Source organism: Shewanella waksmanii ATCC BAA-643 (assembly GCF_000518805.1).
Classification (GTDB): Bacteria; Pseudomonadota; Gammaproteobacteria; order Enterobacterales; family Shewanellaceae; genus Shewanella; species Shewanella waksmanii.
Map to the genome: position 1 here is coordinate 46,120 of NZ_JAEH01000023.1, position 23,385 is coordinate 69,504.

Sequence of the window (23,385 nt, forward strand, 5' to 3'; positions counted from 1 at the left end):
ACAGTTACTGATGCCTATCTGTGCATTCTGCTTTCCAAAAGTCCCTCAATTTTTATTCCCGTCCATCGAGGCGCGCGTATTTTACCGTAAAAAGCGCTTTGACGCTTTTTTTTTCTGCGTGATTTCACAATACGTATATGCGAACAGGCAAATTCGACATTTTTTATTAATAATAACCCTTGACCTTAGATTTAACTCTAAGGTTTATACTGACGACTAACTTGACCAATAGTGTCGAGTCGCACGAGTTAATGAGGTGGTTTATGTATCGTATTGGAGAGCTGGCTAAAGTGTGTGAGGTTAAAACTGACACACTCAGGTTTTATGAGAAACACGGCTTGCTTGCGCCGTCATCACGAACCGAGTCAGGCTATCGAATCTATACCCAAACCGATGCCGATAGATTGCGTTTTATTCTGCGAGCGAAGGCGGTGGGGTTTACGCTAGCCGAAATCTCAGAGCTATTATCTATCGAGCTCGATAAAGCCAATTGGGCGTGCGCCGATGTGAAAGGGTTAGTGGATGACAAGTTGTCTCATGTTGAGCAGAAAATTGCTGAACTTGAGCGTTTTCGCCGTTCACTGAGTAGCTTGTCGCAAGCCTGTTGTGGCGGACCGGAAAGTGCCGAGCATTGTTCAATTTTAGAAGCATTAGAAACAAACTGTGACCAGATTAGGTGTGAAAATCACCGCCATGATGCAAAACAAACGCATAAGCAGTAGTAAAGCGAAGGTATGGTAATGTTGTTACATAATTTTATTGATCTATTTTTAGAGTCAGCTCCTTGGTTGTTATTAGGTTTAGTGCTGGCCGGACTGTTAAAAATGTTTGTGCCCATGGCCTGGATGCAAAAGCAATTAGGTGGGCACGGCATTAAAACCACGGTAAAGGCGGCTGTTTTGGGCGCTCCACTGCCACTGTGCAGTTGCGGCGTGATTCCGGCTGCGGTTGGACTACGCCGCTCTGGTGCTTCAAAAGCGGCAACGACTTCATTCTTAGTTTCTACGCCAGAAACCGGTATAGATTCAGTCAGTGTCTCTTATGTGTTGTTGGGGCCTTTTATGGCCATTATTCGTCCCATTGCTGCGGTGACCAGTGCGATTGTTGCCGGCCTATTGGTAGGTAAAGATGACTATGAAGCGCAAACCGTAACAACGGACAAAACTAAAGAGCCTAGCGCATCTTGCTGCAGTAAAAAAACAGCTCCTCAGCCTGAGGTGAAAAAAAGCTGTTGTTCGAGCAAAGAGACCACTACAGGTTTTAAACCGGCGCCAGAGGCATCGCTGATGTCGATGCCTGTGGGGGGTACAAGCACGCCAGCAACTTCGCCGATAAACCTAAGTGCTACAACGACTGCGCAAAACGCTAATTTGCAATCGGCTGCACCTAGCGGTAGCTGTTGCAGCAAAGAGTCGTCAAATACTGCCGAAAGCTGCTGTGAATCGACTAAAGATATCGCCAGTGAGCTGAAGGGCACCTCAATATTGAGCCGGATTGGCAAAGGGTTGCATTATGCAGCCACAGATTTAGTGCGTGACACGACTATTTGGCTATTAATCGGCTTGTTTTTTGCCGCTCTGGTACAGACCTATGTACCAGGTGACTTTATGGCAAAGTGGGGCGATGGCATCTTGGCAATGCTGGTCATGGTACTCATCTCTGTACCTATGTATATTTGCGCAACCGCCTCAACGCCTATTGCTGCAAGCTTGCTATTAGCTGGGGTGTCTCCGGGGGCGGTATTGGTATTTATGTTGGCGGGTCCTGCGACCAACATTGCCACCTTGGGCGTGGTCACTAAAGAGCTCGGCAAGCGCGCATTGTACGGCTATTTAGGTGGGGTACTTGGGGTGGCACTGGTATCGGGTATTTTGGTCAATTATCTAGTGGATACCTTTGGCTTTGTGGTGATGCCGCAGGTTGGCGAAGAGCACAGTTTATTGCCCGATATGTTGGTTTATAGCTCTGGTATCGTGCTGGCAATATTGATGTTAAAAGTATTGTTCGAAAAACTACCTAAGGGCTGGTGGCGCCGCGATTGTTGCTCTTAACTTGTCGTTTTATACCTCATTAGGGATATTTTCGATGCTGTAAGCGCTGTCGATAACCGTCCCTAATTGTGGTTTTTATTTACATGTTTAACGAACGCTGACTTTTTTATCAAAAATTGGGAACTTTTCTAATTTCGTGAATCTCGTCATTTAATTTGACTTTAGTTAACCCTTATTAATATTTAAAACAATATCTTACCTTATCCCGTCTTGGTCTCGTTAAGTTTGTTTTAAGCGTACATTAATGGTAGCGAGTGTTATCTGTTTGGTGTGTTTGTACCTAGTTGGTGGTAATTATGGTTGCCTGCGGTTGCTTTAATTTTGCACTGTACTCTGACTATGTTTCTTGTTTGTAATTTACGTCGTAATTCCTATGACTTAGTTCAACTATTCATCAATTGTTAACCCAGATAACCCTTATTTATTTTAAGGTAATTAGTGGGGGAGCAAGGGATCGATATATAAAAATGATGAATTTAGGAGTGGCGATGAAAGGCTTTAATAAGCGATATCTAGCTTTGATAGTTGCAGGGGCTATGGGCCTAGCGGGCTGTGGAAGTGATGGCAAAGACGGTGAAGATGGTGCACCAGGCGAACCAGGTCCTGGTCCAAATCCACCGGTAGTAGAATCTTCAGAAATTACTAACGTTGAAGTTATTCACCATGTGATTGAAGAAGGTCAAGTGACTTTTGAATTCCAAATCACTAACGAAGATGACGCGTTAATTGTGGGCTTGGAAAAGGTTAATGCTGAACTAGCTGCAATGACCGAAAATGGTATTGCCCGCAGTCGTGATGATTTTGAAGGCGTAAAAGTTGGTGGCAGCGCGAGCGAAGCTACTGAAGGTGCTAGCTTAACGGTACTAGAAAACGGCAACTATGAGTTTATTGCTCCAATGCCTAATGTAACTGCTGGTACTGACGGTATTGTTCGTCTAGCAGTGGGCGGCGGTGATTTGATTGCCAAATCTCGTTACATTGTTGTGAGCAAGCCTGAGAATGTGCACACCTCAACAACTGAAACTTGCCAAAGCTGTCACGTTGATTACGCTGCGTCTCACCTTAAGCACCCAAGCTATACCGCAATCAACACTGATGGTGAAGTTGACCTAGTTGCAGGTTGTATGACTTGTCATGGTAACGTTGCCCGTGATGATGGTGGTTACGCTCGTAACACCATGCAAAAAATTGGTCACATCAACCACCAGAAGTTTGAAACAGATTTCACCCCAACTAACTGTTATACCTGTCACGCAGAGCCTGTGATTAACACAAGTATTGCGGGTAATGGTTGTAACGATTGTCATACTTCTGACAGCGCTGCAATTCAAGCAATTGCCGCAAACAGTGATTTTGATGCGCGTGAATTCCACGCAAAATCTGCACTGATTGGTCTAGAAGAGCGTCAAACCATTCGTGCAGAGCACAGCACTACAACTTCTGCTATCTACATGAATGAAATCGGTGAGTATTGTACCGACCTTAAACTGTTCAAAGGCGAAGAGATGCTAGATATTGAAGCACTATACGCTGATGGCACTTTGAGCTATGCAAGTGCATACCTGCATGGTTATAACAACGCCTCGATTGTAGGTCGTGAATCTCGCACTTATGAGACTTCATACAAAGGTGACGGTAGCGCTTCACTATGTTTTGCTAAGTTAGATCTACACACGCCGCAAATCATGGCCAGCTCACGCATTACTTTTGCATGGGGAGCAGACCCATCTTATGAAGGCGTTTCATTCACTAGCTACTCGCCAGTGACTGAGCTTGATAACTTAGCTAATGAGACTGAGTACGATCGTCGTCATGCAGTGACAACTGATAGCTGTACGACTTGTCACAACAACGAGACTAACTACCACAAAAACGGTAGCTACACCGAAGGTGGCTTAGACTGCGTAGCGTGTCACAACAATGGTCAGGATCGCAACTCAGCGGGTTCTGCACCTGGCTTTGGTCCAATGGTACACAGCATGCATTGGGGTGTAGGTGCATCTGCAGTGACTGGTGAGCCAAACTCAGCAACTAAGCTAAATGCAGAGAACTGCGTAGCTTGTCACGCTGATGGTATCGACTTATACGCGATTCCAAACCAGTTTATGCGTGCAAAAGCTTTCCACGGTGGCGACAGCACTAAGATGGCTAGCCCAATCACCGCTAACTGTTTTGCATGTCACAATGATGACTCAGCGCTAAACCACATGGTTCAGCAAGGTGGTTCGATTGACGAAGAAGTGGTTGCAGATTGGTATACCCAACCAACTTCAGAGTCTTGTGCAACTTGTCACGCCGAAGGTAAGTCTTACGGCATCGAGAAGTTCCACGTATTCGAGCGTTAATTAACGAGGTGAAATGATCGATTTACAGCGATAGAGTTTGGCTACCCTGCAGGCTGTCACTCTAGTTTAGCTGGCAAATAGATTACCTACCCACGTTAATATAAAAGGCCCTTCGGGGCCTTTTTTTATGCCAATGTTCTGATAGTGGCAAAAACTATAGTTACAAAAAAAGGGCCAAAAGGCCCTTTTTAGATGCAACAAAAGTCATAGGGTTACGATGCGGGTAACTCAGCGTTATGGTAGACGTTTTGCACATCATCACAATCTTCTAGCGCTGCTAAAAACTTCTCTAGCTGCTCAATCACTTCAGGGTCAGTAATGTCGGTCATGGTTTGTGGTACAAAAGAGATCTCTTCTACTTCAAACTCAAGCTCAGCATCTTCTTCTGTCAGTGCTGTTTTGACTTTGAAGAACTCAGTATGGGGTGCAAATACGCTCACCATACCATTTTCAACTTCCAAGTCGGTCACATCTACATCTGCCATCATGAGTGTTTCAAGTACCGCTTCCTCATCATCACCTTTAAAGGCAAATACGGCTTGGTGGTCAAACATATGACCGACAGTACCTGGGCCACCTAGCTTGGCATCGTTCTTTACGAATGCTTGACGCACTTCAGTGAAAGTACGTTTACCATTATCGGTTAAGCAGTCAACAATCACCATGCAGCCGCCTGGGCCAAAACCTTCATAACGTGCAGTTTCATAATCCTCACCACCGCCGCCTCTGGCTTTTTCTATCGCACGTTCGATAACGTGGGCCGGGACTTGGTCTTTCTTGGCTTTACTGATCATTTGACGCAGTGCAAGGTTACCATCTGGATCGAAGCCACCATTTTTGGCACAAACATAAAGCTCTTTCCCGTAGCGAGAATAGAGACGTGTTTTTTGGCCAGCGGTTTTCGCCATGGATTCTTTGCGGTTTTGGTATGCTCTTCCCATCTTTGCTAAATCTCTTTGGCTTTTTAAAAAATTGCCAGCAATGTTAGCAGCTTTAGTTGCACTTTTGCAGGGCTAGCGCAGGTTTATGTTTAAATCTGGCCGATAGAATAGTGAATTCGCGGCTTGATGGGAATTTTAGCCGCTTGTATTGCGCCCCTTAACTGATGCCATTTATAGTGGCTGCAGAGATCACCCAGCCGTAGGTTTAAAGATGATTTGGCACCAGCATAGTTTTCACGCGCTTAACTTAGATCAGTTGTACGACATGATGAAACTAAGGGTGGACGTGTTTGTTGTTGAGCAGAACTGCCCCTATCCGGAGCTCGATGACAAAGATCGCATCCCTTCTACTCGGCACCTGTTTGCCTACAGTGCCCAAGGAGAGATGGTTGCTTACGCTCGGGTATTAGAACCGGGAGTCAGTTACGCCGATGCCAGCATTGGCAGGGTGATCGTTGCACAGTCAGTAAGAGGGCAGGGGGTGGCCCATGAGTTGATGCAAAAAGCGATTGCCATTGCCACCGAGCACTGGCCCACCCACAATATCCAAATTGGTGCTCAGCAACATCTACAAGCATTTTATCAGCAACAAGGCTTTCAAGCGTGCTCGGATGGATATTTAGAGGACGGCATTCCTCATATTGATATGTTGTTGCAGCGCAACGTAAAATAAAGGAGCACAGATTTGTGCTCCTGTATTTGGGTCGATAGCCTACTTACGCAGGTTAGACCCGAATTGGATTTGGTTGCCAGTGAGCAAACATCTCCTGCCAGCAACAATATCGGTCACAGTCGATGTAATCGATGTAGATGTCAGCACTAGTTGGTCTAGCTTTGGTCTACTCAATTGCTAATACCAAGGCATATCTATCTTGCGGTGACAGAAAAGAAGCTGGTTATTATTTTGCGTATGCAAGCTGATGCAGCTTGAATGTCGTTGCTATCAATCATAGCGTATGTCAGTGACAGTAGACGTCATTGACCCGTTTATTTTACGGTTTGAAGCCTGAACTGGAGATGAATAAACTATTAATTGACTTGTTTATGGTGATTGTATTTGTATTGTATGATCTTGTTCACAGACCAACTGCGACTTAAATCAAGGGAGCGCAAGTGCTGAGTTACATTGAACCGGTTTTTAGACCGCCATCTGAGTGGAAATCGCTGATCCTGCAAGTAACCAATGGTTGTAGTTGGAACAAATGCCGCTTTTGCGACATGTATACTCAGCCACAAAAACGTTTTCGTGCACAAAAGCTAGAGATAGTTGCAGCAGAAATTGATAAAGCTATTGCGGTGGGTTTACCAGTCAAACGGGTGTTTTTGGCCGATGGCGATGCCATGAGTTTACCGTTCAATCGCTTAGAGCAACTGTGCATAATGATTAAGCAAAAGTTGCCAAGCGTGACCCGTATTAGCAGTTATTGTTTACCTCGTAACCTCACAAATAAAACTCCTGAGCAATTAGCAAGGCTGCGTGAGTTAGGGCTAAGCCTGCTTTACGTGGGCTGCGAGAGTGGCGATGATGAAGTGCTGACGCGCATTGAAAAGGGGGAAACCTTTGCTTCCTCTTTGTTGGCATTACAGAAGATTAAGGCTGCGGGCATCAAAGCATCGGTGATGATACTTAACGGCTTAGGCGGGAGGCAACTGTCTGAGCAACATGCGATAAACTCGGCCAAGCTCATGAATCAGGCACAGCCGGAATACCTGTTGACCTTAGTTGTGTCGTTACCATTAGGCCAGCAGCGAATGGACCAAGGCTTTGATGGCCAATTCCAATTGCCTGATCAGCATGGCTTATTTAGCGAAATGCGTTTATTGATGGCTAACCTTGAGTTAGAGCGCACCATTTTTCGCTCCGACCATGCGTCAAACTATTTGGTGTTAAAAGGAACCCTGGGACGCGATAAATCAAGGCTGCTTGCTGAAATTGAACAAGCGTTATTGCAGCCTAATACGGTGTCGCTGCGCCAAGAGTGGCAGCGCGGTCTGTAGCGACACTTTGGCGCAAAGGCTTAGGGCTTTCACGGCATAGGGTTTACTGGTTCAGTGACTTAAATGAATCTCTTTCACTGGACAAGAAATGCTAATGCCTTGCTGTTTAAGTGCAGTATAGATAGCTAAGTTGGTTTGATACTTATCTTGGTAATAGCTTTGGGTTGGCACCCAGTAACGAATACCTAACTCAAAGCCCATGCTGGCAAAATCATTGATTCCTACATGGCAGGCCTTTTCCTGATAAACCTGAGAGCTTGCTTGCAAAATGGCTTGGATACTTTGTATCACTTGCTGCGGGTCGGTGTCGTAGCTAATAGTGAATTGGGTTTCGACTAATTTATTGGCAAATGAGTTATGTAAGATCTCGCCAACAATGTGTTTATTAGGGATGCTGATCTGCTCACCCTCTTCATTAGTCAGTAGCGTTTGTCCGAGAAAAATATCTTGTACCACGCCAGTAACATGCTTAACTGTTATCGTGTTACCCACTACAAACGGTCGCGTTACTATAATGGTGATCCCCGCGGCGTAGTTTGACAGCATGCCCTGGATAGCCAAACCGGCACCAAGCGATGCAGCACCAATTGCGGCCACCATAGGTGTAACACTAATACCCAGTTGGCCAAGCGCCACAATAGCGACCATCACAATCACTAAGATACGCACAAAATTGCTGACAAAATTACTTAAGGTGATATCAATTTGGTGTTTTTCAAACTGGCGGGCGACTAATTGCGAGACTTTGTTTGCTAGCCATAAGCCAATCAGTAAAATGACCAAGGCACCAGCAATTTTAAAGCTGTACTGCACTAATAGGTCGGCCACAAATTGGTAGGTGCCTTTAAGTTGTTGCAGTTCGTTATCCAGTCCTAATTCATCCATTTTAAATGATTCCAATTTAGCAATCTATTAACGTTAAGCTTACTTAAAATTAATGCGCTTGATAATAGTTTTTAGCTATTTCGCCTATTTAAGCCATGCGCTGAAAATTGCCGTGAGATAGATCATGGTTAAACCATGTTTACCGTGAGCTTCATCGACTTATCCGTTAATCTGAACCACTATTTACTGAATGTTAGGAGTTTGGATGAGAGCGCTTATTGTTGTTGTGTGTAGCTTATGGTTTAGCATGGCTAATGCCGCTATTTTAGAGCAAGGTGCGACCATAGAATCGATGGAGTTCCAGGATCAATTTGACCAACAAATTGGTGTTGATGGCCAAACTCAACAGCTACTTTTTAGCCGTAATATGAAAGGCGGCGAGATCATTCAGGCGGCATTAGAAGCCAATGGCGACAATACGCCGGCAACCACAGTTTATGTTGCTGATATTAGCGGCATGCCATCGCTTATTGCGAAGTTTGTTGCGGTACCAAGAATGAAAGATCTGCCTTTTAAAATGGCACTGGATCGTGAAGGCGAAGTGACGCAATTTTTACCGGGTGAAAAAGATAAAGCCAGCCTTATCACTTTAGATAACTTAAAGATTGTCGATATTAAAATCTTTGAAGATGCTGATGAGTTAGCTCAAGCTCTGCGTTAATTTGTCGCACTGGCAAGACTAAAAAGGCACCTTCTGGTGCCTTTTTTGATCGCTTGAAGCAATGGCTAGTTTGGCCGCTGAGGCGCTTTTTTCAACATAGTGTAAATTTCTTCTTTGAGGAGCAACTTACGTTTCTTTAATTCATGAACTTCGTTGGTGAACTCGCTTGATGGGTGCAGTTCTAACTCTTTAATTTCGTCATCCAGTTCGTTGTGCTTATTAAATGTCTTTAGGAAATGCGCATCCTCAGTTTTAAGGCGGCGAATCAAATCTCGGTACTCTGGAAACATAGTGATAGTCCCTCTCTTATTGCTGTTTACAGTGGCTATTTTCATTGCTGATGACTTCAAACTAGCGCGCTTTGCTGACAAAATTTGTGACAGAGGTCACTCAATTTGATATCGGTAAGTCCGCCTATTTTGACTGCTCTCAAGCGGCTGTTTTTAATTGTTTTTTTGTTTTTGGCTGTTTGATTAATCACCGTTTTATTGATGTAGATCACGTCCATTGTAAATTCAGCCTAAATTGGCCAGCCTTTGCTATAGTTGATTGCACAACAAGGTGACTGCAGTGGAAACGGTTTGGTAACTCTATTACAACCAAATATTGCACTACTGGCAGTAAAATTGTGATCAGGTTAACCTTATCGGCCTCGATAGTACGTTAAAGTCGAAATTAGAAGAATTTTAAATTCAAAATTGAAAGGGGTTTTCATAATGTCCGATGTATTTCACTTAGGTTTGACCAAGCAAATGCTCGATGGCGCAACAGTAGCAATTGTTCCTGGCGATCCAGAGCGTGTGAAGCGCATTGCCGAACTCATGGACAAGCCAACATTTTTGGCAAGTCATCGTGAATACACCAGTTACCTTGCCTATATCGATGGTAAACCGGTAGTAGTGTGTTCAACGGGCATTGGCGGCCCATCAACATCGATTGCAGTTGAGGAGTTAGCACAACTCGGTGTGCGGACTTTCTTGCGTGTGGGTACAACCGGTGCCATTCAGCCACAAGTGAATGTGGGCGATGTCATTGTCACGCAGGCATCAGTGCGCTTAGATGGCGCGAGTCAACATTTTGCGCCAATGGAATTTCCTGCAGTAGCAGACTTTGATTGCACCACAGCAATGGTGACTGCGAGTCGCGAAGCAGGCCTTGAACCCCATATTGGTATCACAGCCTCATCAGATACCTTTTATCCGGGACAGGAGCGGTATGACACCGTCTCTGGACGGGTAACCAGCCGGTTTAAAGGTTCAATGCAAGAATGGCAAGATATGGGGGTGCTCAACTATGAAATGGAGTCGGCAACCCTATTCACTATGTGTGCTTCACAAGGGTGGCGCGCTGGCTGCGTAGCAGGGGTGATCGTTAATCGTACCCAGCAAGAGATCCCAGATGAAGCCACTATGAAAAAGACTGAAACCAGTGCAGTGTCAATTGTTGTTGCCGCGGCTAAGAAGATGCTGGATTAATATCAATCAGTATAAAGATTTGATCGCTCTATGAGGCTTTAGCGCTTTTGAAACAAGGCAACGAATGAAGGGCATAGTGGCGCTATGCTCAAGTTCGTCCAGTATCAGAAGCGCTAGCAATCGCCCTTTGGGAGCTTTGGGGACTGGCTATTTCTTCGCTGGATAACTTGCTATGAGAACCATGATTGCGTCCGTTACCTGGCTCGAACTCGTTCACCCCAAATAGCTCTGTATAGATCACTTTCTTATGCTGATTGGTATAATTTGTAAGATTTTGAATTGACGCATAATAAGTAAATTTTATTGTGTTATAAAAGGTGCCTAGTGCACCTTTTTTGTTGGCTGGTGGATAATCAATAGTCAGGTTTTTTGACATATTATGTCGCAAAGTGATGGTTGAACTGATACAGTGAAGCGTACTTATCACTTCATAAGGGGGGAACATGGAGCTAGCAAATCCCATTTTGATTTGGGCCGTGATTGGTGTGGTCTTGATGCTTGCAGAGATCATTGTACCCGGGGGTATTGTGATTTTAGTGGGGGCTGCGTGTTTAATTGTCGCTGCAGCCCTGACGTTTGGCATTGTTGATGGCTTTGTACAATCGATGACCTTGTGGTTTATCGCATCAATGGTGTTAATGCTGGTGTTTCGCCAAGTCACCCAACGGATGATTGGCGGCGATGCACACGTAGACAATACCGATGAAGAGCTTGACCTGTATAACCAGCAGGCGGTCGTTAAAGTGACTATTGGCCCAGGGCAACAGCAAGGGCGAGTCGAGTTTCAAGGAACAGAGTGGACCGCGCTGGGTGATGGTAGTGAGATTGTCGCGGGGACACCCGTTAAAGTGATCTGCCGCGAAAATATTGCCTTGGTGGTTGAACCGATTTTAGAGCCTGAGGCTGAATCATAGAAAGGGAGGATATCTATGTTTGTGTTTACCTTAGTTGTACTGTTTGTATTGTTTATCCTGTACAAATTACTGTTAATTGTGCCGATGCGCGAAGTGAACGTCATTGAGCGTTTAGGCAAGTTTCGGGTGGTGTTGCAGCCCGGATTTCATTTTCTTGTACCGTTTATTGACCGGGTTGCTTACCGGCATGACACCCGTGAAGAGGTGTTAGATGTCCCGCCACAAAGCTGTATTTCGAAGGATAATACTCAGCTTGAAGTCGATGGCTTAGTGTATCTAAAAGTCATGGATGGCCGCCTTGCCAGCTATGGCATTGAGAACTACCGTCTAGCGGCGGTGAACTTAGCGCAAACCACCATGCGTTCAGAGATTGGTAAATTGAGTTTGTCGCAAACATTTTCTGAGCGAGACAGCCTAAACGAATCTATCGTGCGTGAAATTGATAAAGCCTCAGATCCATGGGGTATCAAAGTATTGCGCTATGAAATTAAAAACATCACCCCCTCTAGAAAAGTGATTCACACCCTAGAGAAACAGATGGAAGCAGAGCGTAGTAAGCGGGCCGAAATTACCTTAGCTAATGCTGAAAAAGCCGCGATGATCAATTTATCTGAGGGTGAAAGACAAGAAGCCATTAATCTGTCTGAAGGTGAAAAGATTAAGCGGATTAACGAGGCAAAAGGTACCGCTGCTGAAATTGCCATAGTGGCTAAGGCGAAAGCCGAAGCGATGGCGTTGGTGTCATCGGCACTGGCTGTTGAGGGCGGCAATGATGCGATGAACATGCAGCTCAAAGAGCAGTTTATTGGCCAAGTGGGCAAAGTGCTCAATGAAGCAGATGTGTCAGTGGTACCCGCAGAAATGGCTAAACTAGAAGGGTTTTTTGAGGGTATGGAGCAAGTCACCAACACAGTAAAAGGAGGTCGCTCATGATTGCAGGTGTCGATACCGATCTTATCGTGATGGGGATTTGGGGACTCATCTTTGCAGTATTTATTGTGAAGCTGTTTCAATCTATCCGCTTAGTGCCAACCAAGTCAGCCTATATTGTAGAGCGTTTAGGTAAATATCATTCAACCTTAGACGCCGGTTTTCATGCATTAGTGCCGTTTGTTGATAAAGTGGCCTATATCCACGACCTGAAAGAAGAGACCATTGATGTACCGCCGCAAGAGTGTTTCTCAAGCGATGAAGTCAATGTTGAAGTCGATGGGGTTATCTATATCTCGGTGGTTGATCCTGTTAAAGCCAGCTATGGTGTAACAGATTACCGTTATGCGGCGATACAGCTGGCACAAACAACCACTCGCTCAGTGATAGGTACCCTAGATTTAGACCGTACCTTTGAAGAGCGCGACTTAATCAGTGCCAAGGTTGTAGAGGTGCTCGATCAGGCTGGCGCCATGTGGGGGATTCGCGTACATCGCTACGAGATCAAGAATATTACGCCGCCAGAAACCGTTAAAAATGCCATGGAAATGCAAGTGAATGCCGAACGTGAGCGTCGGGCGCTGCTAGCCAAAAGTGAAGGTGATAAGCAAAGTAAGATTAATCGCTCTGAAGGGATAAAAACGGAAACCATCAACCATTCTGAGGGGGAAATGCAACGCCGTATCAATGAAGCAGAGGGTAAAGCGGAGGAGATTTTAACCATCGCCAAAGCCACCGCTGAGTCGATTGAGCGCATGGCTGAAGTGATTTCAGCCCCCCGGTGGCAAGAATGTGGTGCGCTTGCAGCTAGGCTCACAGTACCTGAAGCAATTTGATGGTCTAAGTGACAATGCCAGCAAGGTTGTGTTACCCGGTAATATGATGAACTTTGATCATTGGATGGATAGCATTGGTTTAACTGAAGAAAAACCTGAAAAATAAGCCTTTTGTTAGGTGACTTATATCAGTAAAAAGCGCTAGACTGGCTCAGTTTAGTGCTTTTTTTATAAGTAAGCGTTGCTTAGCCAATGCTATAATGACAAAGATTAAAACGACTGCGAGTTTGTTTTGAACCACACCCATGCGAGATTTGGTCGCCAAAATGGGCAGTCGACATAAGGATTGGTGTAATGGCGCAACCCCTAGTAGAAATAGTGCAGTTTCCTAAAACCCGCATTGCAGTGTTAAGTCACCGCGGCGCGCCTATTCTACTGGGTAAATCTCTGAAGAACTTTATTGAGTGGCGCAAAGCCTATGGGCCTTCGCCTAAAGTCAGTAAGACCTTTAATATCATCTATACCGACCCCGCTAATGTAGAGCCAGATGACTACCGGTTAGACTTGGCGGTATCAGTGACCCAAAGTGTCGAAGATAATGAGTTTGGTGTGTATAGCAGCGTTATCCCAGAAGGACCATGCGCGAAGATTCGCTACATAGGCACTGATGATAATTTATCGGCGCCAGTGCAATTCTTATATCAAAGATGGCTACAGGATAACGAGGTTAACCTACGCTCATACCCGCTGTTTTTTCATCGTGTTACTTTAACCGGTGAAGTTCCACCCCATAAAATGATCACCGATATCTATTTGCCGATTTCATACCGCAGCGAAGAACGTGGCCTTTAATGATCGATTTCGCATGAGCAGTCATGCGGTGATAGTTGACATTCAAGGCCGAGTTCTGCAATTAAAAGCGACCTATGGTAATGGTGCGTGGGGTCTACCCGGTGGTGCCTTAGAGCTTGGAGAGACCATTCACGATGCGCTGCTAAGAGAGTGCAGAGAAGAGCTAAGTGTTGATGTTGAGGTTCATCATCTCACAGGCGTTTACTATCACGCTGCCTATGAATCACAAGCTTTCATTTTCCGCTGTACCATACCTGATAATGCAACCATTGCGTTAAGTGCTGAGCACAGTGAGTATCGCTATTTTGAACTAGACGATTTATCAGCTGTGCAGCGGCAACGGGTTGAAGAGTGCCTACAATATCAAGGTGTGGTTAGTAGCGATAAATTTTGATTTTACTAAAACCGCTTACCTAAAGATAAGTACAAGGTGCTTTTCGATAACTCATTGTGACCAACAGCCAATATTGCAGGACCAAACGAGGTTTCTGTGCCGATAAAAACACTGCCTGCCCTGATTAAATCTTGCCAGTCCCGCAGATCTTGTGTTTGCCAAATATTGCCAACTTCATAGGATGCCCCCACAAATATCGGTGTGGCAATACCAAAACCTTGCCAGTTAAAGCGATAGTGATACATGAGTGACGCGAGTACCATCTCATTGCCAAATAGGGCGTCTTGTTCACTGCCTGATAAGTGAAATAGCCCACCTAGTGTATAGGCATGGGCGGGATCGAGGTGATCGCTATCATTGCTGCCGACACTTAAGTGACTCACCAACGCATGCTGCTGCCAGCTTTTCGCATATTTCAGCTCTAGGGTTGCGGCGTGGTGGCGATCATTGTCAGATAAATGCCCTTGTTCACGCTGGTCGCGGTAGTGACTCAAAGTGGCATTCACCCTCAGTCCTTTTGAGGGGAAAAGATAGCTGTCGAGCGAGTCATAACGCAGGCTCACATAGCCGCCAACATTGTGATAGTCATGATCATATTCGGGCAGGTTTGCGACATCTAATTGGCCGTTTTCATAGCGGATGCCAATAGCCAATTGGCCGTTATCGATTGGGCTATAACCTAGCTCTGTTGATAACGCGTGATAGCGATTATCGGCAAACAATAGTGTGTTGTCAGCACGGTAATGTTGTTGCTGTTTTGCCAATTCATAACGGCTTTCGCTGTACCATTGCCGTGTTTCATTTAATGGCAGGTAGTAGTTGAGTGCAAATTGCTGTCGATTACCTGATTGCAGCTCAGTGCGCAGTTCTCCCTGGTCTGAACCCACTTGGCGCATGGTGTAGGCTAAGTCAAAATACAGTTTTGATGAATGCTCGCTATCGCCCTCCCATGCAATGCCCAAGTCAAAGAAGTTGTTCTGCCATTTTTTCGGTGTGGCGTAGAATTGTAGCTGCTTCTCTTCTTGGCCTGAATCGGCATCAATTACGGTTTCAAACTCAACATTAACCCGCTCAAATTCATTAATGGCGTAGATATCATCGATGATCAACAACATGTCTTCAACCGACAACGCTTGCTGGTTTATGGTCGGAATTTTGCTTTCAATCAATGGCGTTAAATGACCATGTTCACTATGCACGATGACCTTGCTGATTGGTTGCTGTGCAAAAGCCATTTTGGCTGCATAGAAATCTTGTTTATCATTGCTGTATTGTTGATAGCCGTAGGTATCAAGTGCTAATTTTTCAAGCGATTTTCCTTGCTGTTCAGCGGCTTCAAAGCCCAAGGTAAATCCAAGTGGAATTGCACTAAAGTCAGTGGTCTCCATGTTATCAATGTTCGGGCGAATCAAGATATCTTCAGCGGTTAAACGATCAATCTCATCAAGGGTATTGGTGCGAGTGAGCAAGGTTGAAAGCTGACTGACAATCGCCAATCCAGTTTGCAGTTGTGATTCGTCACTCAACTCAGAGCCGATATCAACAGCAATGACAATATCAGCGCCCATTTGGCGCACGATGTCGATGGGCAGGTTACTGCTGATACCACCATCAACTAAGTTTTTCCCGTCGATCTCGATGGGCTGCAGTATGCCTGGTACCGACGCCGATGCTTGCATTGCATCTATGATATTGCCGCTATCGAGCACATAAGCTTGGCCGGTGGCGATATCGGTGGCCAAAGCACGATAAGGAATCGCCAGCTGATCAAAAGAGGCGTAATTAGGGGCAATGCCAACAGATTCGATATACAGTTTACTCATCGCCTAGCCGCTAAGTAACCCTTTTGGCAAGGTCACCTCACCTTGATGGATGCCGACTCTAATCGGGATATTAAACCTGTCAACATGTTGCTTATCGCGATAACTTAATGCGCCACGTGGTACGGTGTCACGGTAGCCACTGTGCCAATCAAGTTGGCGCATAATCTGCTCTATATCGCTTGCTTGATAGCCCATAGCGTAAAGCCCACCTACATAAGCGCCAATACTGGTACCGGCGATGTAATCAACAGGAATCTGCTGCTGCTCTAGGTATTTAAGTACCCCCACATGTGCGGCCCCTTTCGCGCCACCACCACTGAGTGCCAGTCCAATCTTAGGACGATGCTCAGTGATGCTAAGTTGATTCACTTTGGCTTGCGGCAATTGCGCTGTTGCCATCGCAGGACCAAATAGCACTAAGTAGCCTAGTGCTATCAGCCCGTAGCGAGCTAAGTGGCAAATTGCTGAGCTGTTCAAAACGTGTAGCTCGCATTGATGGCAAAAGCGATATCTGTGCTGTTATCCATATTGCGGATATTCTCGATGGAAACAACTTCGAACTGCCAGCGTTGGTTTTGGTAGTGATAACCAATCACCACCTCATTGGCGTTTTCAGCCAGATCCGTATCGCCATCAGATGCGCCTGAGAAAAACTTATATTCAATCGCTAGGCTATGGTGTTGCGATAGTGCGTAGTTATAGCCCACTGCAAAGGCATAGGCGGTGTGGCTGTAATTGAGGCCGGCGAACACTTCCGAGTCATCTCGGTAGCTGACGCCTAGCATAGTATTAATGCTATGTTGTTGATATTGATAGCTGTAATTTACTTGGACGGCTTGTTCAAAATTACTTTTGTTAAACTCCCCTGATGGCACGTAGTTGTAATAGATTGCTGCCTGTAAGCTGAGGGCGTGATGGGGTGTTTGCCACAACTGATACTGGCCGCTTAAGGTGAAGGCGTTATTGATTGTTTGGCCGTCAAAATCGACGATTTCCACACCATACTCTTTGGCTAGAATCCGGTTTTGATGTTTAGCAACTTGATCGCGACCATTTTGGTCGAACCCAAAAGCATCATGAAACCATATGGTGATGGTATCAAGGTGGTTATTGCCACTGTATTGATATTGCCAATTTGCCTGCCAACTGAAGCGTTCTGTTTGCTGCTGGGTGTAATTAAAACTCAATGTGTTGTAGTAATAATCTGCGGTATAGTCAGCGGTTTCTGCCCATACGCTGCCAGCGGTAAACCCAAAGTTAACGGTTGAGCTCCCCACTTGTTGACCAAAGGCAGACTGTAAATTGGGGGTAAGTGAACTCGCTTGCATAGGTGCCTGTGCCCCGACTTGCATCGCAGCGGCGCCAGCATTGGCTTTACTTAAGCTTGTGAGCATCAGTATCACGAGAGTGGTACAGATAAAAGTCTTTAATTTCATAGTGATAATAGTTTTGCAGGGGGCGCTCCCCTGTCGCTTATTACTAATGGCTGGAGCAGTTAACACAGCTGGTTAACTGTGTGGGCGCTGCTTGCCAGTCACCGCCAAGTGCCTTATTGACTAAGACCAAATTGGCGGCAATATTGAGCTTGGCAATGATTGCTGCGTCATCAAGTTGATGCTGTTGCCGCTGCGCATCGAGCACTTGCAAGTAATCGATCAACCCGGCTTGATAAAGGTGTTTGGCTTTATCGATCGCGATATGAGATTGATTGGATGCTTGCTGTAGCTGTTGATGGAAGGTCAAGGCATTGCCGTAACTCATCAAGCTGGTTTCTACTTCATTAAAGGCGCTGCTGACTGCTTGCTGATAGCGCAAACCTGCTTGTTTAAAGCGGGCTTGCTGCATATCGATCACCGCCTCAGTGCGACCACCATCAAACAGTGTCCAGTTAATCCCAACGCCCGCTAGCCAACTGCTGCTACCAGAACTAAACAACTCATCGACATTACCTGCCAAGGTTGCAGGACTGGCAGTGAGGTACATATCGGGGTAGCGCCCAGCAATACTGGCACCGAGTTCATGGTTTATCGCTGCCATTTCGCGCTCAGCCAAGGCAATATCGGTTCGGCGTTGTAGTAGTGAAGATGGCAAGCCCACTGGGATTTTACCGGTCACTTCTGGTAACGGCGCAGCACTAAAGCGTTGGGTCACTTCACTGGGATGCTGCCCCAGCAATGTGGCGATACGATACAAATGCGCTTTCTCGGCTGTTTGCAATGCCGTTTCATTAGCACTCATAGCTGCCAGAGCCGCGCGCGCTTTGGCTAAATCGAGATCCGATCCATAACCACTGGTGACCAGTGTTTCCACCATCTCCAATGTCGCGAGTTGGTCATCAATATTTTGGGTGGCAATAGCCAAGCGTGCTTGCGCTCCACGGTACTGTAGGTAGTTATGGATTAAGTCGGCGGTGACCAATGTGGTTACGCCTTGGCGCAGTATCTCCGCTTGCTCTTGGCGGATTTGCGCCGCTTGATCTAGCGCGTCTAGGCGGCCAAATAGGTCGGCTTGCCAACTGACATTGACCCCCACAGCGTAGACCTGTTGAGATTTATCAATCAACTCAATTTTTTGATCGCTAATGGGCAAGGTGATACCTGCTACCGCTGCGCCAAGCAGCGGATCTTTTTCTGAAATACCATATGAGCCGCCGCTTACACCAGCGCTAACGGTGGGTACCTTCAGTGATGCCACAGCTTGCTGGTAGGCAGCCGCCGCCTGAATCCGTTCAGCAGCGATTTGCAGGTTAATATTTTGTGCCTGCATATCAGCGATCAACTGATCCAATTGTGGGTCGTTAAACTGGCTCCACCAGTGGCCAGTCGTATGCTGCTGGCTGTGCTCGCCTTGGTGCATATAGACTGCATCGGTGCTAATTGTATCCGGTGCTTGGTATTCTGGTGTGACTGAGCAACCGCTTAACAATAAGGCGATAATTATGGGTAAACTAGACTTTTTCATTGCTCGCCCCTTTGGTGGCACTTGATTGGAAAAATAGTTTGTATAAGGCTGGGGTGATAAACAGTGACAACAATGTCGCTACCGCAAGCCCGCCAATAATGGTGGCCGCCATCTGATCAAATAGCAGATCGCTAAGTAGGGGAACCATGCCCAGTGCCGTGGTTAATGCGCCCATAGAGATCGCCATGGTACGATTGATTGTTGCATTAACAATGGCATCATCGAGCGCTGTGCCTTTTTTGCGTTCTAGCTCAATTTGATCCAATAGCACAATGCCGTTTTTGATGATCATGCCTGATAGCGCAATCGCACCGACCAACGCCATAAAACCAAACGGTTTACCGAGTAAAATCAGGCTCCAACACACACCAATGAAGGCCAATGGCAGTGTGATAAGAATGATGGCTGGCTGCTTAAAGGCGTTAAATAACAGCACCAAAATAATCACCATAATTAAGAAAGATTTTGGTGTTTGCGTCATGATGTCTTCAATGGCTTCCCGCTCATCGGCATACTCACCGCCCCACTGCATTTGGTAACCTGCAGGTAAGGCAATCGCCTCAATGTCGGCGGCAATCTCATTACGCACGTTACCAATTGAGTCGCCATAAACACCGGCTTGTACGGTAATAGTCGGTACCCTGTCGCGGCGCCAGCGCATACTTTGCTCGCCACTGACAATAATGTCATCGACAACGTGAGAGAGCGGCACACTGTGAACCCCAGCAATTGAGCGCACTGGAATATTGCCAATATCATCGAGCTCAGTGTTTGAGCTGTTAAGAATGATGGGGATCTGCTCTCCATGCTGACGCAACTGACCTATGGTTAAGCCGTCGCTGGCGCGTTTGATTGCCAAGGTAATATCGGCACGGTTAACCCCTGCAAGTCGTGCTTTTTCTTGGTTGATCACCGGGATTAGCACTTTGCTTTCTTGACGCCAATCATCACGTACATAACGAGTATGGGGATGAGCATCAATAATCGCCTGTGCCTGCGCCGAAAGTTGTTGCAGCACTAACGGGTCTTCGCCTGAGAAACGCGCTTCAATACTGAACTTGTCCTTGGTGGCTAACTTGAGCGATCTAAACCTCGGCTGGGCCTGCGGAAAGGTTGCCGCAATCCACTCATTACCTTCGCGAATGAGGGTATCAATATCTTCATATTGCCGCGCGTTGATAAGGATCTGGCCATAGCTATTATCCAGTGGCTCAGGTTCCACCGTGACCGAAAAACGCGGTGCGCTGGCGCCAATGGAGGTGGAGATATTGACCACTTCTGGCCTGGCAAGTAACCACTGTTCTATCTTGGCCATATCGGTTGAGACATCTTCAATACGACTGCCATTGGGTAGCCAGTAGTCGACAAACACCATAGGTCTGTCTGATGTAGGGATGAAGTTCACCTTAACCAGTGGCATGGCAGCAAAAGTGATCAACATCGCTGGGATTAAAATGGCGATAGTGGTCTTGGGGTTTTTAACCGTGGCTTTGAGTAGCTGGGTAAACTTAACTTTGACTTTGCCGTTATCTGCATCAGCCTGGTTAGCTTTAACTTTAATGAACGCCCAGCACATCAATGGGGTGATGGTCATGGCGACAATCCAAGACAGCAGTAATGAACTTGCCAAAATTTGCACCACTGAAACAGAAAACTCAGCGGCATCGGTTTGAGAAAAGATAACTGGCGTAGCACCCATGATGGCAATAACGGTTGCGCCCAGTAACGGCAATGCGGTTTCGCCAACACTTTCGGTGGCCGCTTGCAGTCGAGCGCGACCGGCTTTGAGTTTACTGACAAACATATCAGTGATTACAATGGCGTTATCGACCAACATGCCCAGCGCCAAAATGAACGAACCGACCGATACACGTTGTAAGTCGATATTGACAATGTTCATAAAAATGAGCGTGAACAAGATGGTGAGCAGCAGGCTCGCACCGACCACGGTGGCACTGCGCCAGCCCATGAAAATCATCAGTATCACCACTACAATGGCAATACTTTCTAGTAAGTTGTTGATAAAGCCAGTAATAGATTTATGCACTTCATCGGGCTGGAATGCAATGGTACTAATGGTGACGCCTTGGGGCAGTTGTTGCTGCATGTCCTCAATGACTTGTTTGATGGTGTCGCCTAAAGAAACCACGTTGATGCCGTTAACGGGGCTAACGGCAACGGTCACCGCATCTTCAGCATTAAAGCGGCTTTGCGACAGTGCCGGGGTTTGATAGTCGTAATAGACCTCGGCAATATCTCCTAAGCGGATTAAGCCACTGCTGAGCTCACCCATACCAGATCGAATCGTGATGTTCTTAATATCTTCGATTGACTGGAAACTGCCGGTTTGCGCCACGCGAATACGCTCGATACCTGATTCAAAACTGCCGGCATTTAAGGTGATGTTTTGACTATTAATTTGGTTGAAAACTTGGCTAGTAGATAGGCCCGAATTAGCAATTCGCGCATCATCAATATCGACATACACTACCCGCTGTTGTACGCCGTGTAATTCAACTTTCTTAATGCCTTGCACTTCTTTGAGCTTGCGCTGCAAAGTCTCCGCATACTCTTTGAGTTGGTATGGTTCGGCATCTTGACTGTGAATGGCAAACAGCATGCCGTAGACTTCACTAAACTCATCTTCTACTAGACTGATTTGTGCTTCTAATGGCAGTGCCAATTTGATGTCATTAACTTTACGCCTAAGCAAATCCCATTCTTGGGGGAGATCGTTAGAGCTGACATTGGCGTTGAGGTCGACAAATATCATCGACATGCCGGGTCTGGATAGCGAGCGCAGCGTTTTTAGCGATCCCATCTCTTGTAATTTAGTCTCAACGGTATCAGTGACTAATTCTTCAACTTCCTTCGCTGACGCACCAGGATACAAGGTCACGACGACGGCGGTTTTTACCGTAAAAGAGGGGTCTTCGAGCTTGCCCAAATCAAAATAGGAATAGATGCCGGCAATCATACACAACACAGTGAAGAAGCCGACAAAAGTGCGTTGTTTAATAGCAAATGCAGCGAGATTCATTACAGCACCCCTGCATCCAGAATATTATCAATTGTGGTGCCATCTTGGACAAATGCAGCGCCGGCAACAATGAGGCGATCATTGAGTTGGATATCACCCTCAACACAACTGGTTTTGCGACCTTGGCGCAGCACTTCTACAGCGACGCGTTTACTGGTGTTGGCCTCAATCTTAGTGATGTAGGGCTGATTTTGCACTGTGTACAATGCCGTTGCTGGAATGCAGGTGGCGTGTTGGCTGTTGCTATCACTAATTCGCGCCGAAATCACCATGCCTGGGTAGATCGCGCGGTCACTACTTTCGAGTGAGGAGTTATCCAGTAGAATGCTCGCACTAAAAGTGCGTTTGATCGTGTCAGGAATAGTAGCGATTTCAGTGACTGTGCCTAGGATCGGCATCGGGTCATTGTTGGCATATACTCGGCTACGTTTACCTTGATAGAAGTGCTGTAGTAACGGCTCTGGCACATCGATAACCGCTTGAAGTACCTCAGGCTGGTGGAGGACAAATGCTGGAATACCTGGGCTAACTTGTTCAAATGCATCAAAGTTACGTTTACCGATCACACCGTCAAAAGGTGCGGTCAATCGGGTGTACTTTAGTGCGTCTTTGGCTTGGGTGAGGTTTTGCTCAATAACATCAATACCTGCTTGGGCGCGGGCCACTGAGGTTTTGGCTCTATCTAAGCTAACCGACGAAATAGCATTGCCTGAACGGGCAAATTCAGTGCGCGCTAGTTCATTCACCGCTTGCTTATGGCTTGCCTGCGCTTCACTCAGCCTTGCTTCTAGCTCTGCCACTCTCACTTGATAGTCATGGGGATCCAAAGCTGCCAGTAGCTGGCCTGCTTTGACCTCGTCACCGGCATCGACATGAATTGACTCAATGGTGCCAGCGACCCTAAACGCTAAACGCGCTTGTTGCTGAGATTCTAAAACGCCAGAGAAACGTAGGTCATGGTTTAGGTGTGAAGCATTAACTGTCATCACAGCAACGGGCTGTGATGGCTTAGGATCATTAGTGGTTTCTTGGCTGCAAGCAGTTGTCAGCATCAAGGCAACGAATAATGTCGAATAGTGGATTGGTTTCATCAATATGTCTCCCTATGAGTTGTGGCAATGGTAGGGAGTTTGGTGGCCTGAGAGTAGCGGTATATTAGTAGTTTCATTGACTCATTTTTCGAGACAATCAACTATTTTGAAGCGCAAAGTAACCAGTACATATTTGTTACAGCGAACAAGAATAACCTAACTAATTCAGGTAATATTCAGCATTGATGTTGAAATGTTAACTGGCTAATTCATAACTGTAAAAAACCATTAGATTGTCTCTCAATAAG

General features: G+C 46.1%; 20 protein-coding genes and 1 pseudogene. 12 read left to right on the forward strand and 9 right to left on the reverse strand.

The window, feature by feature from the left end; translation table 11 throughout:
• The first annotated feature begins 263 nt into the window (after positions 1 to 263).
• The 3 genes from zntR (at position 264) to L865_RS0111330 (ending at position 4,396) form a co-directional block, all read left to right on the forward strand.
• Entirely contained in the window at positions 264 to 722 is a 459-nt protein-coding gene (gene zntR, locus L865_RS0111320; protein WP_028773344.1) for a Zn(2+)-responsive transcriptional regulator, read from the forward strand.
• Positions 723 to 740: 18 nt separating this feature from the next.
• Positions 741 to 2,051 carry an SO_0444 family Cu/Zn efflux transporter gene (locus L865_RS0111325; protein WP_028773345.1) on the forward strand — a complete coding sequence of 437 codons (1,311 nt, stop codon included), beginning with the start codon at positions 741 to 743 and terminating at the stop codon, positions 2,049 to 2,051.
• A 488-nt stretch (positions 2,052 to 2,539) separates the two neighbouring features.
• Complete coding sequence (locus L865_RS0111330) at positions 2,540 to 4,396, forward strand: multiheme c-type cytochrome (protein ID WP_028773346.1); 1,857 nt, start codon at positions 2,540 to 2,542, stop codon at positions 4,394 to 4,396.
• A 212-nt stretch (positions 4,397 to 4,608) separates the two neighbouring features.
• Here the strand turns inward: L865_RS0111330 and L865_RS0111335 are convergent, their stop codons facing one another.
• Positions 4,609 to 5,337: a YebC/PmpR family DNA-binding transcriptional regulator gene (locus L865_RS0111335; protein WP_028773347.1), complete on the reverse strand. Its 729-nt coding sequence runs from the start codon at positions 5,335 to 5,337 to the stop codon at positions 4,609 to 4,611.
• Between the two features lie 211 nt (positions 5,338 to 5,548).
• Here L865_RS0111335 and L865_RS0111340 point away from each other — a divergent pair, with 211 nt between their 5' ends.
• Positions 5,549 to 6,010 (forward strand): GNAT family N-acetyltransferase, encoded by a 462-nt coding sequence (locus tag L865_RS0111340; protein ID WP_028773348.1) that lies wholly within the window; start codon positions 5,549 to 5,551, stop codon positions 6,008 to 6,010.
• Positions 6,011 to 6,450: 440 nt separating this feature from the next.
• Complete coding sequence (locus L865_RS0111345; RefSeq protein WP_028773349.1) at positions 6,451 to 7,335, forward strand: radical SAM protein; 885 nt, start codon at positions 6,451 to 6,453, stop codon at positions 7,333 to 7,335.
• Positions 7,336 to 7,386: 51 nt separating this feature from the next.
• Here L865_RS0111345 and L865_RS0111350 read toward each other — a convergent pair whose 3' ends face one another.
• Positions 7,387 to 8,220, reverse strand: a complete 834-nt coding sequence (locus L865_RS0111350; RefSeq protein ID WP_028773350.1) for a mechanosensitive ion channel family protein — start codon at positions 8,218 to 8,220, stop codon at positions 7,387 to 7,389.
• Positions 8,221 to 8,425: 205 nt separating this feature from the next.
• Here L865_RS0111350 and L865_RS0111355 point away from each other — a divergent pair, with 205 nt between their 5' ends.
• Positions 8,426 to 8,881, forward strand: a complete 456-nt coding sequence (locus L865_RS0111355) for a hypothetical protein (protein WP_028773351.1) — start codon at positions 8,426 to 8,428, stop codon at positions 8,879 to 8,881.
• 65 nt (positions 8,882 to 8,946) lie between these two features.
• On the opposite strand, the gene L865_RS0111360 is transcribed toward L865_RS0111355, so the two are convergent.
• Positions 8,947 to 9,171, reverse strand: a complete 225-nt coding sequence (locus L865_RS0111360; protein WP_028773352.1) for an HP1242/YdcH family protein — start codon at positions 9,169 to 9,171, stop codon at positions 8,947 to 8,949.
• Positions 9,172 to 9,597: 426 nt separating this feature from the next.
• Here L865_RS0111360 and udp point away from each other — a divergent pair, with 426 nt between their 5' ends.
• From udp to L865_RS0111405, 6 genes and pseudogenes are all read left to right on the forward strand, one after another.
• Positions 9,598 to 10,356, forward strand: coding sequence for a uridine phosphorylase (gene udp / locus L865_RS0111370; RefSeq protein WP_028773353.1), 759 nt, complete (start codon positions 9,598 to 9,600; stop codon positions 10,354 to 10,356).
• Positions 10,357 to 10,799: 443 nt separating this feature from the next.
• On the forward strand, positions 10,800 to 11,270 hold the full coding sequence (locus L865_RS0111380; RefSeq protein ID WP_028773355.1) for an NfeD family protein: 471 nt from the start codon (positions 10,800 to 10,802) through the stop codon (positions 11,268 to 11,270).
• 15 nt (positions 11,271 to 11,285) lie between these two features.
• Positions 11,286 to 12,203, forward strand: a complete 918-nt coding sequence (locus L865_RS0111385; protein WP_028773356.1) for an SPFH domain-containing protein — start codon at positions 11,286 to 11,288, stop codon at positions 12,201 to 12,203.
• A pseudogene (locus tag L865_RS23605) lies at positions 12,200 to 13,142 on the forward strand (SPFH domain-containing protein). The gene L865_RS0111385 and the pseudogene L865_RS23605 overlap by 4 nt, the downstream one beginning before the upstream one ends.
• A gap of 188 nt (positions 13,143 to 13,330) precedes the next feature.
• Entirely contained in the window at positions 13,331 to 13,828 is a 498-nt protein-coding gene (locus tag L865_RS23610) for an AraC family transcriptional regulator (protein ID WP_051484568.1), read from the forward strand.
• The gene (locus L865_RS0111405; RefSeq protein WP_028773357.1) at positions 13,818 to 14,222 is read left to right on the forward strand and encodes an NUDIX hydrolase; all 405 of its coding nucleotides are present in this window, start codon (positions 13,818 to 13,820) and stop codon (positions 14,220 to 14,222) included. Before L865_RS23610 ends, L865_RS0111405 begins: the two co-directional genes overlap by 11 nt.
• 5 nt (positions 14,223 to 14,227) lie before the next feature.
• On the opposite strand, the gene L865_RS23615 is transcribed toward L865_RS0111405, so the two are convergent.
• From L865_RS23615 to L865_RS23620, 6 genes are all read right to left on the reverse strand, one after another.
• Positions 14,228 to 16,045 (reverse strand): patatin-like phospholipase family protein, encoded by a 1,818-nt coding sequence (locus tag L865_RS23615; RefSeq protein ID WP_051484569.1) that lies wholly within the window; start codon positions 16,043 to 16,045, stop codon positions 14,228 to 14,230.
• 3 nt (positions 16,046 to 16,048) lie between these two features.
• Positions 16,049 to 16,522 (reverse strand): patatin-like phospholipase family protein, encoded by a 474-nt coding sequence (locus tag L865_RS24555; RefSeq protein WP_051484570.1) that lies wholly within the window; start codon positions 16,520 to 16,522, stop codon positions 16,049 to 16,051.
• Positions 16,519 to 17,439 (reverse strand): DUF3187 family protein, encoded by a 921-nt coding sequence (locus L865_RS0111415; RefSeq protein WP_051484571.1) that lies wholly within the window; start codon positions 17,437 to 17,439, stop codon positions 16,519 to 16,521. The genes L865_RS24555 and L865_RS0111415 overlap by 4 nt, the downstream gene beginning before the upstream one ends.
• 85 nt (positions 17,440 to 17,524) lie before the next feature.
• Positions 17,525 to 19,006 carry an efflux transporter outer membrane subunit gene (locus L865_RS0111420; RefSeq protein ID WP_028773359.1) on the reverse strand — a complete coding sequence of 494 codons (1,482 nt, stop codon included), beginning with the start codon at positions 19,004 to 19,006 and terminating at the stop codon, positions 17,525 to 17,527.
• Complete coding sequence (locus L865_RS0111425) at positions 18,993 to 22,046, reverse strand: efflux RND transporter permease subunit (protein WP_028773360.1); 3,054 nt, start codon at positions 22,044 to 22,046, stop codon at positions 18,993 to 18,995. The genes L865_RS0111420 and L865_RS0111425 overlap by 14 nt, the downstream gene beginning before the upstream one ends.
• Positions 22,046 to 23,137, reverse strand: coding sequence for an efflux RND transporter periplasmic adaptor subunit (locus tag L865_RS23620; protein ID WP_051484572.1), 1,092 nt, complete (start codon positions 23,135 to 23,137; stop codon positions 22,046 to 22,048). Before L865_RS23620 ends, L865_RS0111425 begins: the two co-directional genes overlap by 1 nt.
• Between the last annotated feature and the right edge of the window lie 248 nt (positions 23,138 to 23,385).

Bases quoted from the DNA above. Each gene is read 5' to 3' on its own strand.
- L865_RS23610 (WP_051484568.1), top strand. From the start codon at position 13,331: ATGGCGCAACCCCTAGTAGAAATAGTGCAGTTTCCTAAAACCCGCATT.
- L865_RS0111420 (WP_028773359.1), bottom strand. From the start codon at position 19,006: ATGAAAAAGTCTAGTTTACCCATAATTATCGCCTTATTGTTAAGCGGT.
- L865_RS23620 (WP_051484572.1), bottom strand. From the start codon at position 23,137: ATGAAACCAATCCACTATTCGACATTATTCGTTGCCTTGATGCTGACA.
- zntR (WP_028773344.1), top strand. From the start codon at position 264: ATGTATCGTATTGGAGAGCTGGCTAAAGTGTGTGAGGTTAAAACTGAC.
- L865_RS0111415 (WP_051484571.1), bottom strand. From the start codon at position 17,439: ATGCTCACAAGCTTAAGTAAAGCCAATGCTGGCGCCGCTGCGATGCAA.
- L865_RS0111425 (WP_028773360.1), bottom strand. From the start codon at position 22,046: ATGAATCTCGCTGCATTTGCTATTAAACAACGCACTTTTGTCGGCTTC.
- L865_RS0111385 (WP_028773356.1), top strand. From the start codon at position 11,286: ATGTTTGTGTTTACCTTAGTTGTACTGTTTGTATTGTTTATCCTGTAC.
- L865_RS0111325 (WP_028773345.1), top strand. From the start codon at position 741: ATGTTGTTACATAATTTTATTGATCTATTTTTAGAGTCAGCTCCTTGG.
- L865_RS0111335 (WP_028773347.1), bottom strand. From the start codon at position 5,337: ATGGGAAGAGCATACCAAAACCGCAAAGAATCCATGGCGAAAACCGCT.
- L865_RS0111360 (WP_028773352.1), bottom strand. From the start codon at position 9,171: ATGTTTCCAGAGTACCGAGATTTGATTCGCCGCCTTAAAACTGAGGAT.
- udp (WP_028773353.1), top strand. From the start codon at position 9,598: ATGTCCGATGTATTTCACTTAGGTTTGACCAAGCAAATGCTCGATGGC.
- L865_RS0111330 (WP_028773346.1), top strand. From the start codon at position 2,540: ATGAAAGGCTTTAATAAGCGATATCTAGCTTTGATAGTTGCAGGGGCT.
- L865_RS0111355 (WP_028773351.1), top strand. From the start codon at position 8,426: ATGAGAGCGCTTATTGTTGTTGTGTGTAGCTTATGGTTTAGCATGGCT.
- L865_RS0111350 (WP_028773350.1), bottom strand. From the start codon at position 8,220: ATGGATGAATTAGGACTGGATAACGAACTGCAACAACTTAAAGGCACC.
- L865_RS0111380 (WP_028773355.1), top strand. From the start codon at position 10,800: ATGGAGCTAGCAAATCCCATTTTGATTTGGGCCGTGATTGGTGTGGTC.
- L865_RS23615 (WP_051484569.1), bottom strand. From the start codon at position 16,045: ATGAGTAAACTGTATATCGAATCTGTTGGCATTGCCCCTAATTACGCC.
- L865_RS0111340 (WP_028773348.1), top strand. From the start codon at position 5,549: ATGATTTGGCACCAGCATAGTTTTCACGCGCTTAACTTAGATCAGTTG.